Origin of the sequence: uncultured Psychrobacillus sp. (assembly GCF_938022135.1) — a bacterium.
In the GTDB taxonomy this organism is placed as follows: Bacteria; Bacillota; Bacilli; order Bacillales_A; family Planococcaceae; genus Psychrobacillus.
On record NZ_CALIED010000085.1, the window covers coordinates 32,290 to 46,869 of the forward strand.

16 protein-coding genes are annotated in these 14,580 nt (G+C 39.7%); 15 read left to right on the forward strand and 1 reads right to left on the reverse strand.

What is annotated here, in order from left to right:
- Window positions 1-22: 22 nt before the first annotated feature.
- From Q0371_RS17865 to Q0371_RS17885, 5 genes are all read left to right on the forward strand, one after another.
- Complete coding sequence (locus Q0371_RS17865) at window positions 23-742, forward strand: PspA/IM30 family protein (protein WP_298473700.1); 720 nt, start codon at window positions 23-25, stop codon at window positions 740-742.
- A gap of 77 nt (window positions 743-819) precedes the next feature.
- Entirely contained in the window at window positions 820-1,848 is a 1,029-nt protein-coding gene (locus Q0371_RS17870; RefSeq protein WP_298473703.1) for a TFIIB-type zinc ribbon-containing protein, read from the forward strand.
- A complete protein-coding gene (locus Q0371_RS17875; protein ID WP_298473706.1) occupies window positions 1,842-2,618 on the forward strand; it encodes a TPM domain-containing protein in 777 nt (258 codons plus the stop codon). The genes Q0371_RS17870 and Q0371_RS17875 overlap by 7 nt, the downstream gene beginning before the upstream one ends.
- Window positions 2,619-2,655: 37 nt before the next feature.
- Window positions 2,656-3,657 (forward strand): SPFH domain-containing protein, encoded by a 1,002-nt coding sequence (locus tag Q0371_RS17880; protein WP_298473709.1) that lies wholly within the window; start codon window positions 2,656-2,658, stop codon window positions 3,655-3,657.
- Between the two features lie 241 nt (window positions 3,658-3,898).
- Window positions 3,899-6,088 carry a DNA topoisomerase III gene (locus Q0371_RS17885; RefSeq protein WP_251553490.1) on the forward strand — a complete coding sequence of 730 codons (2,190 nt, stop codon included), beginning with the start codon at window positions 3,899-3,901 and terminating at the stop codon, window positions 6,086-6,088.
- A 95-nt stretch (window positions 6,089-6,183) separates the two neighbouring features.
- Here the strand turns inward: Q0371_RS17885 and Q0371_RS17890 are convergent, their stop codons facing one another.
- Entirely contained in the window at window positions 6,184-6,339 is a 156-nt protein-coding gene (locus Q0371_RS17890) for a hypothetical protein (protein WP_298473712.1), read from the reverse strand.
- 154 nt (window positions 6,340-6,493) lie between these two features.
- Between Q0371_RS17890 and Q0371_RS17895 the strand changes: the two genes are divergently transcribed.
- The 10 genes from Q0371_RS17895 to Q0371_RS17940 form a co-directional block, all read left to right on the forward strand.
- A complete protein-coding gene (locus Q0371_RS17895) occupies window positions 6,494-6,823 on the forward strand; it encodes a metal-sensing transcriptional repressor (protein ID WP_298473715.1) in 330 nt (109 codons plus the stop codon).
- 11 nt (window positions 6,824-6,834) lie between these two features.
- Window positions 6,835-7,044 (forward strand): copper chaperone CopZ, encoded by a 210-nt coding sequence (gene copZ, locus Q0371_RS17900; RefSeq protein ID WP_298473718.1) that lies wholly within the window; start codon window positions 6,835-6,837, stop codon window positions 7,042-7,044.
- A 78-nt stretch (window positions 7,045-7,122) separates the two neighbouring features.
- Window positions 7,123-9,540, forward strand: coding sequence for a heavy metal translocating P-type ATPase (locus Q0371_RS17905; protein ID WP_298473721.1), 2,418 nt, complete (start codon window positions 7,123-7,125; stop codon window positions 9,538-9,540).
- A 95-nt stretch (window positions 9,541-9,635) separates the two neighbouring features.
- Window positions 9,636-10,184: a YdhK family protein gene (locus Q0371_RS17910; RefSeq protein WP_298473723.1), complete on the forward strand. Its 549-nt coding sequence runs from the start codon at window positions 9,636-9,638 to the stop codon at window positions 10,182-10,184.
- A gap of 77 nt (window positions 10,185-10,261) precedes the next feature.
- The gene (locus tag Q0371_RS17915; protein ID WP_169360873.1) at window positions 10,262-10,588 is read left to right on the forward strand and encodes a four-helix bundle copper-binding protein; all 327 of its coding nucleotides are present in this window, start codon (window positions 10,262-10,264) and stop codon (window positions 10,586-10,588) included.
- A 214-nt stretch (window positions 10,589-10,802) separates the two neighbouring features.
- Window positions 10,803-11,465: a hypothetical protein gene (locus tag Q0371_RS17920; RefSeq protein WP_298473726.1), complete on the forward strand. Its 663-nt coding sequence runs from the start codon at window positions 10,803-10,805 to the stop codon at window positions 11,463-11,465.
- Window positions 11,466-11,475: 10 nt separating this feature from the next.
- On the forward strand, window positions 11,476-11,967 hold the full coding sequence (gene ybaK, locus Q0371_RS17925; protein WP_298473729.1) for a Cys-tRNA(Pro) deacylase: 492 nt from the start codon (window positions 11,476-11,478) through the stop codon (window positions 11,965-11,967).
- A gap of 103 nt (window positions 11,968-12,070) precedes the next feature.
- Complete coding sequence (locus Q0371_RS17930) at window positions 12,071-12,718, forward strand: YitT family protein (protein ID WP_342567525.1); 648 nt, start codon at window positions 12,071-12,073, stop codon at window positions 12,716-12,718.
- A 76-nt stretch (window positions 12,719-12,794) separates the two neighbouring features.
- Window positions 12,795-13,856: a hypothetical protein gene (locus tag Q0371_RS17935; RefSeq protein ID WP_298473732.1), complete on the forward strand. Its 1,062-nt coding sequence runs from the start codon at window positions 12,795-12,797 to the stop codon at window positions 13,854-13,856.
- A 126-nt stretch (window positions 13,857-13,982) separates the two neighbouring features.
- Window positions 13,983-14,580 (forward strand): aminotransferase class I/II-fold pyridoxal phosphate-dependent enzyme (locus Q0371_RS17940; protein WP_298473735.1); only part of this gene is annotated, 598 nt, incomplete at its 3' end.

Below are 14,580 nucleotides of genomic sequence, written 5' to 3' on the forward strand. Positions count from 1 at the left end.
AAACGATAAGGGAGAGTGCGTAATGGAAATTTTAAGAAGATTCCGTGACATTATGTCGAGTAACATCAATGCTTTATTGGATAAGGCAGAGGATCCAGAAAAAATGATTGACCAATACTTACGCGACCTAAATAGAGATCTTGGTAAAGTAAAATCTGAAACAGCAACAATTATGGCTGCTGAAAAACGTGCGACACGCGAGCTAGAGGAGTGTCAAAAAGATATCGCAAATATGCAAAAGTATGCAATAAAGGCATTAGAAGCAGGTAATGAAGAGGATGCAAGGAAATTCCTGAGCAAAAAGGCAGAATGCACGGCGAAGGAAACCGATTTAAAAACGGCAAAAGAATTAGCCTCCGCGAATACGGTTCAAATGAGACAAATGCACGATAAGCTAGTAGAGGATATTGGAGAACTGGAATCTAGAAGATCCATTCTTAAAGGAAAAGCTTCTGTAGCCAAGACTCAGAAGAGGGTCAACGAATTTGCAACTTCCGTAGGAGGGGCAACTCGTTCAATGTCTGCATTTGATAAAATGGAAGCTAGAATAAACCAGGAGCTAGATGAAGCAAATGCAATGGCTGAGCTAAACAAAGGCACAGGTGAAAACATTGAGGATCTTGCTTCTAAGTATGATACAGATTCAAATGTGGAAAACGAACTTTCTGCACTGAAGGCTCAATTAAACGTAGATGATGAGCTGGCAGCTTTAAAGGAACAGCTACAAACGAAAGAAGAATAGAGTAGACATAATAAATAGGCTGTGGCATACGCTGCAGCCTATTTAAAAAATAGTACGAAAAGGCGAGGAGCGAAAAGATGGTTATCCATTATAAATGTCCAAACTGTGGATCTGATATGGAATTTGACAGCACTTCAGGTATGTTGTCCTGTAATAGCTGTGGTAGAAAGGATAACATAGAGGACTTCTCAGATGAATATATTACGACGACATTTGAGGAGGACGAAGCAAAGCAATACAATTGCAACAACTGTGGAGCTGTTATTATCACGGAGGCAGATACGACAGCCACTAGCTGCAGTTTTTGTGGAGCGGCTGTAGTATTAGGGGACAGATTGTCCGGTGATCTTGCTCCTGCTAAGGTTATTCCCTTTACCATTAATAAGGAACAGGCGATGGAAGCATTTCGTAAATGGTGTAAGAACGGTCGGCTAACACCTGCTGGATTTATGACTGCGGACAGAGTAAAAGGAATCACCGGGATCTATGTGCCCTTTTGGCTGTATGATTTAGATACAAAGGCAAAAGTCGATGCAGTTGGTACAAAGGTGAGAACCTATACAAGAGGTGACTATATTTATACGGAAACTAAGTTCTATGATGTATATCGAGATTTAGATCTTAGGTATGTAAAGGTACCTGTTGATGCATCTGAAAAGCTGGACGATGAGCTAATGGATAAGCTGGAGCCGTATGATTACAGCAATTTAAAGGATTTTAAAACTCCTTATTTAGCAGGCTATATAGCGGAGAAATACAACTATACAGACCAGGAACTATTCTCTAGAGTTAAAACGAAGGTACAGCCGTACATAGACAATTACATTAGCTCTACAGTCGCTGGTTACTCCTCTGTTCAATATAAAAATAAACAAATTAATACAAATAAGAAAACGGCACACTATGTCCTTTTGCCAGTTTGGATGGTTTATTATGATTTTGGCAATAAAGAGCATATTTTTGCTATGAATGGCCAGACAGGAAAAGTAGTAGGAAAGCCACCGCTTAGTATGGGCAAGGTTGCTGGCTGGTTTGGTGGTATAGCTGCCGCGTCCTTTATTATACTGAAGGGCATTTCCTTTGCAGTTGGTGGTGTTCTATGGTGAAAAAGTATTCTATTTTATTCATTGCACTATTCCTTTTATTGCTTCCTATAGGACTAACCGAAGCAGCCGACACAAAGCAACGCGTTTTTGATGAGGCGGGGCTATTGACTGCTAGCGAAATAGACGCATTAGAGAAGCTATCATCCGAATATAGCGAGAAAAACGAAACAGATTTTGTATTTCTTACAACTAATGGAGCAGATGATAAGGGACTAGATAATTACGTAGAAGACTTTGCAGATCGTACAGGAATTGGCTACGGTAAGCACAATGGCAGTGCTGCCATAGTAGGCATAGATATGGTCAATAGAGATGTTGTATTGAGGGGCTTCGATAAAGCTGAGGAATACCTTGATAATCAAAGAATGGACCTACTCAGAGATAAAATTACGCCTGAGTTATCTGCAGGAAGCTATTACGATGCATTTAGTAATTTTATCCTTACCGCGGATAAATATATGGAATATAATCCTGGTGTAAATCCTGAAAGTATCCTTTTCAAATGGTGGTTCCAGCTTGGAGCTTCTCTAGCTCTTGGAGGTATAATTGTTGGGCTGATGGCATTTAACTCGGGAGGTAGGGTAACAGTAAATAGTAGAACCTACTTTGAAGAAAATAATTCAAGAATAAACAGTAAGCGTGATGTCTTCGTCAATCAAACGGTTTCCAAAGTAAAGAAGCCTACGAACAATAATAATGGCGGAGGAAGCAGTGGTGGCGGTGTTACAAGTGGTGGTAGATCATTTAGCGGAAGCAGCGGGAAATTTTAACGCTTAAAGCTTTCTTAATCATGAAGGGAATGAGGATATGTCTTTTTTTAGAAATCAATTTTCAGATGTGGTGGAATGGCGAGAATTCAGAGAAGATATGATTTTTTGGAAGTGGAGCAATGAAGAAATTAAGAAAGGGAGTAAGCTAATCATTCGCCCTGGTCAGGACGCTGTGTTTTTCAATGGCGGACGCATCGAAGGAGTCTTCGAGGACGACGGCGAATATGATATTGAGTCTCAAATCATACCGTTTCTTTCTACATTAAAAGGGTTTAGATTTGGATTTAATAGTGGGATGCGCGTGGAGGTTCTTTTCGTCAATACGAAGGAATTTACTGTAAAATGGGGAACACAGAATCCAATTAATATTCCAACGCCTCAGATGCCAGGTGGAATGCCTATTCGAGCGAACGGAACATTCAACTTTAAAGTAAATGACTACATGGCCCTAATCGACAAGATTGCTGGCGTTCGCACAAGCTATCTAGTAGAGGATATTAAAATTCGTATTACCTCTGTTTTAGATCAGCTATTAATGAAATGGATTAGCAAAGAAGGCAAGGATATGTTCAACCTTCAGGCTAATGCCTCAGATATAGCTAGCGGTATTAAAGACGATTTAGACATGCAAATCATGGATATGGGGATGAAAATCACTGGCTTCCATATTATGAGCTTCAATTATCCTAAGGAGATTCAAGATATGATTACCAAAAATGCTTCTCATGGCATGATTGGAGATCTCTCTAAATATCAGCAGGTTTCTGTTACAGATGCAATGGCCTCTGGAAAGCTTTCTGGATCAGGCACGGCTTCAGACATGGCAGGAATGATGATGGGTATGAACATGGCAAATGAAATGATGAAAAACATGAACCAAAGTAACTCGAGCCAAGGTCAAAGCCAGTCTTCATCACAAAATAACCAATCGAGCAGTGGAAGCTCAAGCAATGGTCAAATGCCAAACTTCTGTCCAAACTGCGGACAAAAAACAACAGGTGCCAATTTCTGTCCGAACTGTGGACAAAAGCTAGTTTAATCAAAAGGGATAATCAACCTGTGTAGGGTAGATTATCCCTTTATTGTGGGTTAGTTTAAGCTAAGTGGTGATAAAACTACTGTGAACGGTGATAAATCTCGATAAGCGGTGATAAAACGGCTCCGAACGGTGATAACCCCCTCCGAACGGTGATAAAACCAAGTAACTCTAGCGCTGCTAACTGAATCTAGCGAAAACCTATGCTATATTATTCATAGGGATTTACGAAAGGATGTTTGGAATGGCAAAACGCTTAGTATTAGCAGAAAAACCATCTGTGGCAAGAGATATTGCAAGAGTACTTAAATGTGATAAAAAAGGAAATGGCTATATAGAGGGTAAAGATTATGTAGTGACTTGGGCTCTAGGGCACCTCGTAACATTAGCAGACCCAGAAAGCTATGATGTTAAATATAAAACATGGAATTTAGAAGATTTACCGATGTTACCAGAAAACCTTAAACTGACTGTGATTAAACAATCAGGTAAACAATATAATGCTGTTAAATCACAGCTTACACGTGGTGATATTAATGAGATTATTATTGCTACCGATGCTGGACGAGAAGGTGAGCTAGTTGCGCGCTGGATTATCGCTAAAGCAAAGGTGAATAAGCCGGTTAAACGTCTTTGGATTTCATCCGTAACAGATAAAGCGATCAAGGATGGCTTTGCAAACTTAAAACCAGGTAAAGCATATGAAAATCTTTATGCTTCTGCAGTAGCCCGTTCTGAGGCAGATTGGTACATTGGGCTTAATGCCAGCCGTGCACTATCTACCAAATTTAATGCACAGCTTAATTGTGGACGAGTTCAGACTCCAGTAGTGGCGATTATTGCAAAACGTGAGGATGAGATCAAGCATTTCAAAGCGCAAACCTACTATGGAATTGAAGCACAAACAGTAGATAATTTAAAGCTTACTTGGCAGGATGCAAAAGGAAATGGTCGTAGCTTTGAAAAAGAAAAAGTAGACGTGATCGTGAAAAAGCTTGGTAAAGGTAACGCTACCGTAACAGAAATTGAGAAAAAGCCGAAGAAGTCATTCGCCCCTGGCCTGTATGATTTAACTGAGCTGCAACGTGATGCCAATAAAATCTTTGGCTACTCTGCAAAAGATACGTTGAATATCATGCAAAAGCTGTATGAGCAACACAAGGTATTAACTTATCCACGTACAGATTCACGTTTTATCTCATCCGATATTGTGAGCACTCTCCCAGAACGTTTGAAAGCCTGCGCGGTGGGTGAGTATCGACCATTAGCAAATAAAATTTTAAGCAAGCCTATAAAGGCCTCTAAATCATTTGTAGATGACAGCAAGGTATCGGATCACCATGCAATTATACCAACGGAAGGTTATGTAAACTTCTCTGCCTTCAATGATAAGGAACGTAAAATTTATGATTTAGTTGTAAAACGTTTCCTAGCGGTGATGTTCCCTGCATTTGAGTACGAACAATTAACGTTGCGTGCGAAAATTGGTGACGAGAACTTTGTTGCTAGAGGAAAAACGATATTAGTGAGTGGTTGGAAAGAAGTTTATCAAAATCATATGGAAGATGAGTCAACGGAGGATTTAAAGGAACAGATTTTACCACGAATCGAAAAGGGAGATTCTTTACATGTTAAGTTAATAGCTCAAACGTCGGGTCAAACAAAACCACCTGCACGTTTCAATGAAGCTACGTTACTAACTGCAATGGAAAACCCTACAAAATATATGGAAACGCAGGATAAACAGCTCGCGGACACGTTAAAATCCACCGGTGGACTAGGGACAGTTGCAACTCGTGCGGATATCATTGATAAGCTATTCAACTCATTTTTAATTGAGAAGCGTGGGAAAGATATTCATATTACATCAAAAGGCCGTCAGCTGCTTGACCTAGTACCTGAAGAGTTAAAATCTCCGACGTTAACTGGTGAGTGGGAGCAAAAGCTGGAAGCAATCGCTAAAGGGAAATTGAAAAAAGAAGTTTTCATAGCCGAAATGAAGAACTATACGAAAGAAATCGTTTCTGATATTAAAGGCAGTAATAAAAAATATAAGCACGACAATATATCCACTAAAACTTGTCCTGACTGTGGAAAACCTATGCTTGAAGTGAACGGCAAAAAAGGTAAAATGCTTGTGTGCCAAGATCGGGAATGTGGTCACCGTAAAAATGTGGCACGCGTGACTAACGCTCGTTGCCCACAATGTAAGAAAAAGTTAGAGCTTCGCGGGGAAGGCGATGGTCAAATCTTCGTATGTAAATGTGGTCACCGTGAGAAGCTATCTGCTTTTGAAGCTCGTCGCAAAAAAGAAGGCGGCGGTAAAGTAGATAAAAAATCAGTGCAGCAGTACTTGAAAAAACAAAATAAAGAAGAAGAACCGATTAATAATGCATTTGCGGATTTATTAAAAGGTATAAAATTCGATAAATAACTACAAAAGATGAGTTGGATCATATTTGACCAGCTCATTTTTTGTACAAAGAAAATGCTCATTAAAACACAAAAAAGACCTTCTTCAAGGTCTATTCATTTTAGTTCGCTATTTACATGTTCACGAATGATAAGTAATTCAATAACATCTTGTGAGGAATAGGAATAAGGTGCATTTTCAGGTATGAGTTCATTAAATTGTCTTACTAGGTCATTAAGGATGTCTACATAAAAATCGTTTAAGTTTATCATTTTGTTCTCCTTTTTCTTTTTTAGAAGCATGAACTATTCTATTTCATTTTATTCATCCGACTTGAATTTATTATTCTCGAAAATTTCAAATCATTTCATTTGCATACCCCCAAAGGGTATCATATACTGTAAATAAGAATAGGAGGTTGGTTACTTGGACAATGTAATAGAGGAAAATATAATATTACCAACTGATTTGTCCTGTAGGAAAAGTCACCATCCTGAGCATGTAAAAAAAGATTTAACCAATAGACTGAATCGGGTGGAAGGTCAAATCCGGGGTATTAAAGGAATGGTTGAGAAGGATATCTATTGTGATGATATTATCACTCAGCTGTCGGCAACTCAGTCGGCTTTAAATAGCGTCGCTAAAGTTCTTTTGCAAGGGCATTTAAAAGGCTGCGTAGCTGAAAGGCTAGCAGAAGGCGATGAAGAAGTATTAGATGAATTACTTGTGACGATTCAAAAACTAATGAGAAAATAGGAGGAATGGAAATGTTAAATCAAGTTACATTAGAAGTTAAAGGTATGTCATGTGGACATTGCGTTAAGTCAGTAGAAACGAGTGTAGGTAATCTTGATGGCGTAGAGCAAGTAAAAGTCTATTTGGAATCGGGCAAAGTAGATGTTTCCTATGAAGAAGATAAAGTTACTCTAGCTAAAATTAAAGATGCGATCGATGAGCAAGGCTACGACGTTCAATAATAGATAGGGTGCTAATTAGCACTCTCTTTATTTAATCTGAATATACCCCCTAGCCGTATGTGAGGAGAGGTAATGAAAATGGATAACAACATAAAGCAGACCAGCTACAAGATAACAGGTATGACCTGTGCAGCATGCTCCGCGAGAATTGAAAAGGTTATTAACAAAATGGACGGTGTAGAAGAAGCTAATGTTAATTTGGCACTAGAGAAATCTGTCATTAAATATGACCCGGAGAAAGTGACAGAGGAAGACTTTGAGAAAAAAATTGAGGCACTTGGTTATGGTGTGGTGAAAGAAAAAAAAGAATTTGCTATTACCGGCATGACTTGTGCAGCATGCTCAGCCCGTATTGAAAAAGGTTTAAATAGATTAGAAGGTGTAAGCTCTGCCAATGTGAACCTAGCGCTGGAGCGAGCAACTGTAGAATTTAACCCTTCCAATCTTACGGTAAATGACATTATCGAAAAGGTAGAAAAGCTAGGGTATGGGGCAATTATAAAATCTCAGGATAAAGAGACGGTTGACTACCGAGAGGAAGCAATCAAGAAGCAAAAGACAAAGTTTATTATTGCAGCGATCTTTTCCTTACCACTTCTATGGACGATGGTCGGTCATTTTTCTTTTACAACGTTTCTATATGTACCTGAATTTTTGATGAATCCGTGGGTGCAAATGGCACTAGCAACACCTGTTCAATTTATCATTGGGGGACAGTTTTATATTAGTGCTTACAAAGCATTGAAAAATGGTAGTGCTAATATGGATGTCCTTGTCGTGTTAGGTACATCGGCGGCTTATTTTTATAGTGTTTATCAAGCTATTATAACGGTCGGTGAACACCATTCGGCTCAGCTTTACTTTGAAACAAGTGCGGTCCTGATTACGCTTATTTTATTAGGGAAATTATTCGAAGCGAAGGCGAAGGGACGTTCATCAGAGGCCATCAAAAAATTAATGGGTCTTCAAGCGAAAACTGCATTGGTACTAAGAGATGGCTCTGAGTTAATGATTCCCATTGAGGAAGTGCTAGTAGGTGATACGATCCTTGTGAAGCCAGGGGAGAAAATTCCGGTCGATGGAATAGTAGTAGATGGAAATAGTGCAGTTGATGAATCCATGCTAACCGGAGAGAGTATACCTGTTGATAAAGTACCTGGAGCTTCATTGTTTGGGTCAACTATCAATAAAAACGGATCCATTCAAATGCAGGCAACAAAAATTGGAAGAGACACCGCGCTTGCTCAAATTATTAAAGTAGTAGAGGACGCTCAAGGATCAAAAGCTCCTATTCAGCGTTTGGCAGATAAAATCTCGGGGATTTTCGTTCCCATTGTAGTAGGAATTGCAATTGTTACATTTCTCATTTGGTTCCTCCTCGTCGATCCCGGAGAAATTACGCCAGCACTGGAAGCGTTAATAGCAGTTCTCGTCATAGCTTGTCCATGTGCGTTAGGCCTTGCAACACCAACTTCGATAATGGCTGGCTCTGGCCGGGCTGCAGAGTTTGGAATATTGTTTAAGGGTGGCGAACATTTAGAAACGACACACCATATTGACACGGTAGTTGTAGATAAAACTGGCACAGTCACTTATGGGAAGCCAAAGCTAACAGATGTAATGGTGGCAGAGGGAATAAAAGAACTCGACTTTCTTTCATATATCGGGGCTGCTGAAAAACAGTCTGAACATCCTCTGGCAGAGGCGATTGTGGATGGCATAAAAGGACGTGAAATAACGCTGCAGCAAGTCACATCTTTCGAGGCAATTCCTGGTTTCGGTGTAAAAGCAATGATCAATGATCAGGAAGTACTGGTTGGGACTAAAAAATTAATGAATCAAAACAATGTCCAAATAGCGGCCATTCTTAATCAAATGGAGGAACTAGAGGCACAAGGAAAGACAGCTATGCTCGCAAGTATAGATGGAAAATACGCTGGTATGATAGCTGTTGCTGACACCATTAAGGAATCTTCCATTCAGGCAATTCAACGATTGAAGGATATGAACATTGAGGTCATGATGATCACAGGTGATAATCAGCTAACAGCTGCGGCAATAGGAAAACAGGCTGGAATTGACCATGTTATAGCGGAGGTGCTTCCTGAAGGTAAGGCAGAGGAAATTAAAAAACTGCAATCCTTGGGGAAAAAAGTAGCGATGGTTGGAGACGGCATCAATGATGCACCTGCATTAGCAGTTGCCAATATAGGAATGGCGATTGGCACAGGAACAGATGTAGCCATGGAGGCAGCTGATATTACATTAATTCGCGGAGATTTAAACAGTATTGCGGATGCTATTATAATGAGTCGCAAAACAATGAGAAATATTAAGCAAAATCTATTCTGGGCATTTGCCTATAATGTATTAGGTATCCCAATCGCAGCAGTCGGTTTGCTCGCACCATGGGTTGCTGGAGCAGCCATGGCATTTAGTTCTGTTTCGGTAGTTTTGAACGCTTTACGTTTACAACGCGTTAAATTGGATAAATAGAGTAATAAGGAAAACGGCTGCTGAGTGGCGGTCGTTTTCTTTACATAAGAAAAATACTATTTAATATAGACGATGCATAAAGAGGAGCGAGATAGATGAAGAAGATAGCTATAACAGGATTATGCTCATTATTTTTACTGGCAGGCTGTGGTGATGATAGTAAGGAAGCTGCAAAAGACACAACTACAGAGCAGGAGCATGCTCATATGGATCATATGGACGACGGTGGAGTAATTCCGGAGGGCTTGGCTGAGGCGGAGAAACCTAAATTTGAAGTAGGAAGCAAGGCCATAATAGAAGCAGATCATATGGAAGGCATGAACGGTGCAGAGGCTACTATTGTTGGTGCCTTCGATACAACTGTATATGCGGTTACTTACGAGTCTACAACGGATGGGAAAAAAGTAGAGAACCATAAATGGGTAATACATGAGGAATTAGAAGCTACGGATGGCAAGGGAATAGTTGGCTCTAATGTGATACTAAATGCTAAACACATGGATGGAATGGACGGAGCAGAGGCTATCATTGAATCGTCTGAGGACACGACAGTTTACATGATTGATTACGTTTCGACTACCGATGATACTGAGGTTAAGAATCATAAATGGGTTACAGAGGATGAACTATCAGAAGCTAAGTGACCGAAAGCTCTATTGTTTAAATCTTAACTGTTAGGGAAAAATAATAAAAGTTACGTAAAACTTGAGGAGGACTAATGATGAATACAAAGTATGAAGAATGTATAAAGGCGTGTTTAGAATGCCTAGAGGCTTGCAATCATTGTTATGACGCTTGTCTCAAGGAAGATCATGTAAAAATGATGGCAGGTTGCATACGTTTAGATCGTGAATGTGCAGATATTTGTGCATATGCAGTCCAGGCTATGACAAGAAATAGCCCGTTTGTGCAGGAAATTTGTAAGCTTTGTGCTCAAATTTGTGATGCGTGTGGTGAAGAGTGTGCCAAACACGATCATGAACACTGTCAGAAATGTGCAGAATCTTGTCGTAAATGTGCTGAAATTTGTCGTCAAATGGTCGCGTAAAAAAAGGGAAAATTACCAGACAGCTATATCTTTTTATAGCTGTCTTATTTCCATTCATAAAATTAGGTATTTTATACTAATTGATAGAAAAATACATAAATTTTTAATTGATTATTATGCCTCATATCAACTTATGACTAAAGGTTATTTAATTATTTTGACAAATTAGTTAAACTATAAAGAACAATAAGGTACGGAAGGGATGGTGATTAGGATGAGCTTAGTTAAAGAGACTGGCAATGGGATGTCTAACTTTACGGCTAGTATAAAGACAGTACAACGTAAAGATGCAGGTCAGGCATATAGAAGGCACGCAGAGTATTTCCTACCAAAAACTCCCTCTTTAAATGATTTAGAAGAACTTTTACTGGGGAATAAAGAAAAAGAGAAAGACACACCAGAGCTTTCTGCTGCTATTCGTGAGTTTCAGCAAATGGAAAAGCAATCTATAATGGATATTAAGGGGCCGGGTATTCCCATACAAAGCATAGGAGGACCGACACCTGAAAAGACAATAGAACTATTGGAAAAGGTTCGCAGTCAAGCACTTGCAGAAACACCTGCAACGCCACAGCATTTATTGGTCGCTGCAAGTGCAACCTCGAAAATTAGACAAGAGCAAGCCCAGCTTACGTTAAATGAAATGGCGAATAGACAAATCAAGATTGAGGTTCAACGACAAAAGGATATAGAGTCTGAAGTGTTTAATCGCTCTATGCAGGTAGATTTTCAAACACCAAAGGTTTTGGAGGATGATTTGCAAAATCTACAAGCGAAGCGGTTAAAGGAGCAGGCAATTGCCAAATATTCTTATCAGGTTCATTTAAAAATGTATGGCTTTTCTGATCAACAACCGAGCTTTTTCCAGATAGCATAGGAGTAATAGAATGGCTAAAAAACAAAAAACCAATGCTGTCCGCATGCTGGAGCAGCAAAAAATACCATTTGAATTAATTGAATATGAGCTGACTGGCGATCAAGTGGATGGGGTAACTGTAGCAAATAAAATAGGCTACCCCGTTTTTGTCGTGTATAAAACACTACTTGTGACAGCCGGACCAAACAAATATTATGTCTGCATTACCCCTGTGGACCAGGAGTTACATCTCAAAAGAGTGGCAAGGGAGGTTGGAGAGAAAAAGGTGGAGCTGCTACATCTAAAGGATCTCCTCCCGACGACTGGATACATAAGAGGAGGCTGCTCTCCTATCGGAATGAAAAAGTTATTTCCAACCATTGTGGACAGTAGCGCAGAAAATAATGACTATATCATTGTTAGTGGAGGCAGGATAGGGCTTCAGGTGAAGGTGACACTAGCTGACTTACTTCACATGACGAATGGCAAAACGGCTTTAATTACCAATTCCAAAATGGACTAGCATTCTTCCTTCAAGCGATTATAATAGATATAGTTAGAAATGATTCCATTCCAACTGTTTAGTTGAGAATGGTTTTTTCGTTAAAGGAAAGTAGGACTGAATTATGAAGGAACTTGGTTTGCGTTGGGCCTTTTTTATAGTGGGCATAACGATTATGTCATTAGGAATTTCGATGACTATTAAAGGCTACTTGTTTGGTATAGGACCTTGGGATGTTTTACACGTTGGTCTTTTTAATCATTTAGGGTTATCCATTGGTACATGGGCTATTTTGACAGGCATTATAATTGTTTTCATTACAATGATCAGCACTAAAAAAATTCCTGCATTAGGTACATGGCTTAATATCTTGTTTGTAGGATCATTCATCGATATGTTTAATTGGCTTTTGCCTAATCCGACAGAATTCTTGGGTCAGGCAGTGATATTTATATTAGGGGTAATAGTTATGAGCATCGGGATCGGGATTTATGTATCACCGAATCTTGGCGCTGGACCAAGGGATTCTTTAATGCTTTTTATAATGGACAAGACAGGCTGGAGCTTAAAGAAGGTGCGGACAGGTATTGAAGTTATCGTAGCTATTGCCGGTTGGCTGCTTGGTGGACCGGTGGGGATTGGGACTATCCTTATTGCGTTTGGTCTTGGCCAGCTCGTGCATTACACATTACCCGCCTCACAAAAATATTTACAAAAGATAAGTGGCTATACACTACCCTTCATGAACAAAAGCGCTGAGAAGCATATATGATTCTCAGCGCTTTTTCATATTTTAAATTAGCGGAGCATACATTATCTATTGAATGAACCATAGAAAGGATGACTATTTGAACGGAACAATTACGCACTTTATGGGCAAATCTTATACAGGACAAGGTGTTAAAAACTTCTATAAGGAGATCATTCAGGAAGCAAAAAAGGTATATTTTTTTAAAGGGCCAGCAAGTTCTAGACTCTCAGATACGTTAAAGGAAATTGGATACGCAGCGATACGGAGAGGCAATGATATGGAATGGTTTTTAGATCCGCTAGATGAGGACGCAGTAGAGGCTGTTTATATTGTGGATACAAAAACACTTTATCTTCAAACAAATACTATTGATCCCTTCTTCTATGGGACTGGTCATGAATGGGTAACTTACTATGACGCCTATCAACCGGACAGACTTCGTGATGTGGGACTAGTTGTCCGTGATAAGCACCTTGAGGGAGAGGCTTGGCTAGCGAAGGGCTTGCAAGCACTATCCAGAGCTAAGCTCATCCATGATGATTGGGAGCAGCTCATCCAGCCGGGGATGGATTGGAAGGGCATTAATTCTTTATTAGAGGAACTTCAAAAGAAGCATATAGGATTCGTAAAGCTTCAAAAAAAACCTAAGCTGACTCATCGTTTAATGGGTTCGCTCACACCTTTAGGAGCAAAAGATACGTTTGCTTCCATTTCCAAAAATTTAAAAACCCGCTTGTATATAAAGGGACTGCCAGGGAGCGGAAAGTCCTCCTTTATGAAAAAGTTTGGAGAAGAAGCGAAATCGCACGGACTAGATGTTCAATACATTTGGTGCGGACTCGATGCAAATAGTATTGACGGGGTTGTGGTTCCAGAGCTTCAATTGAGCATTGTTGATGCAACAAGTCCTCATGTCTACGATCCAGAACGCGAGGGTGATGACATTGTTGATTTCTTCCCATATATTGACCAAACAAAATGGGATGAAGATGAATTGACGAAAATTCGAGAGGCTTATACGAGTGAAATGGAGCTTGCTACGGATTACATCAGTACCTATTTTGCAGAGGCGAAGCTTATTAAATCGCTTTACGACTCTGCAATAGATGAGGAAAAATGGAGAGAGATTCACGATAGAATGCTAGAAACAGTTGAGTGAGTAGGGTTTCCTACTCGCTTTTCTTTATTTGCGGGGAGCTCTGATTTTTCAAAGGGACATATCTTAGTCTTTCTTCTACAACAATGGTAAAATAAAGTGGAATATTTGTGTGAAAGGAAGATGAACTTGTCTAATGTATTAAATAGTTTTCTGACAGAAAACCTAGAGCAACTAAAGAGTCAAGGTCTATATAACGAAATCGATCCAGTAGAGGGAGCGAACGGACCAACAATTATAGTTGGCGGTAACGAGCTAATCAATCTATCCTCAAACAATTACCTGGGACTAGCTACAAATGATGAGTTGAAGCGTATTGCAAAAGAAACGATAGATAAATATGGTGTTGGAGCAGGAGCGGTACGTACGATTAACGGAACGCTAGATCTACACGTAAAGCTAGAAGAAAAGCTTGCTGAATTTAAACATACAGAAGCAGCCATTGCTTATCAATCTGGATTTAACTGTAATATGGCAGCGATTTCAGGAGTGATGGATAAACATGATGCCATTCTTTCAGATGAACTGAATCATGCTTCAATCATTGATGGATGCCGATTATCCAAGGCGAAAATTATTCCCTTTCTCCATTCCGACATGGACGATTTACGGACAAAAGCACGTCAAGCAAAGGAGTCCGGATTGTATAACAAAGTCATGATCATTACCGATGGAGTTTTCTCGATGGATGGGGATATTGCCAAGCTTCCTGAAATTGTGAAGATTG

What these genes read in the sequence shown, in the direction of transcription:
- ybaK (WP_298473729.1), top strand. Translation starts at nt 11,476, where the DNA reads ATGGCTAAAAAACAAAAAACCAATGCTGTCCGCATGCTGGAGCAGCAA.
- Q0371_RS17865 (WP_298473700.1), top strand. Translation starts at nt 23, where the DNA reads ATGGAAATTTTAAGAAGATTCCGTGACATTATGTCGAGTAACATCAAT.
- Q0371_RS17890 (WP_298473712.1), bottom strand. Translation starts at nt 6,339, where the DNA reads ATGATAAACTTAAACGATTTTTATGTAGACATCCTTAATGACCTAGTA.
- Q0371_RS17920 (WP_298473726.1), top strand. Translation starts at nt 10,803, where the DNA reads ATGAGCTTAGTTAAAGAGACTGGCAATGGGATGTCTAACTTTACGGCT.
- Q0371_RS17875 (WP_298473706.1), top strand. Translation starts at nt 1,842, where the DNA reads ATGGTGAAAAAGTATTCTATTTTATTCATTGCACTATTCCTTTTATTG.
- Q0371_RS17885 (WP_251553490.1), top strand. Translation starts at nt 3,899, where the DNA reads ATGGCAAAACGCTTAGTATTAGCAGAAAAACCATCTGTGGCAAGAGAT.
- Q0371_RS17910 (WP_298473723.1), top strand. Translation starts at nt 9,636, where the DNA reads ATGAAGAAGATAGCTATAACAGGATTATGCTCATTATTTTTACTGGCA.
- Q0371_RS17930 (WP_342567525.1), top strand. Translation starts at nt 12,071, where the DNA reads ATGAAGGAACTTGGTTTGCGTTGGGCCTTTTTTATAGTGGGCATAACG.
- Q0371_RS17905 (WP_298473721.1), top strand. Translation starts at nt 7,123, where the DNA reads ATGGATAACAACATAAAGCAGACCAGCTACAAGATAACAGGTATGACC.
- Q0371_RS17915 (WP_169360873.1), top strand. Translation starts at nt 10,262, where the DNA reads ATGAATACAAAGTATGAAGAATGTATAAAGGCGTGTTTAGAATGCCTA.
- Q0371_RS17880 (WP_298473709.1), top strand. Translation starts at nt 2,656, where the DNA reads ATGTCTTTTTTTAGAAATCAATTTTCAGATGTGGTGGAATGGCGAGAA.
- Q0371_RS17870 (WP_298473703.1), top strand. Translation starts at nt 820, where the DNA reads ATGGTTATCCATTATAAATGTCCAAACTGTGGATCTGATATGGAATTT.
- copZ (WP_298473718.1), top strand. Translation starts at nt 6,835, where the DNA reads ATGTTAAATCAAGTTACATTAGAAGTTAAAGGTATGTCATGTGGACAT.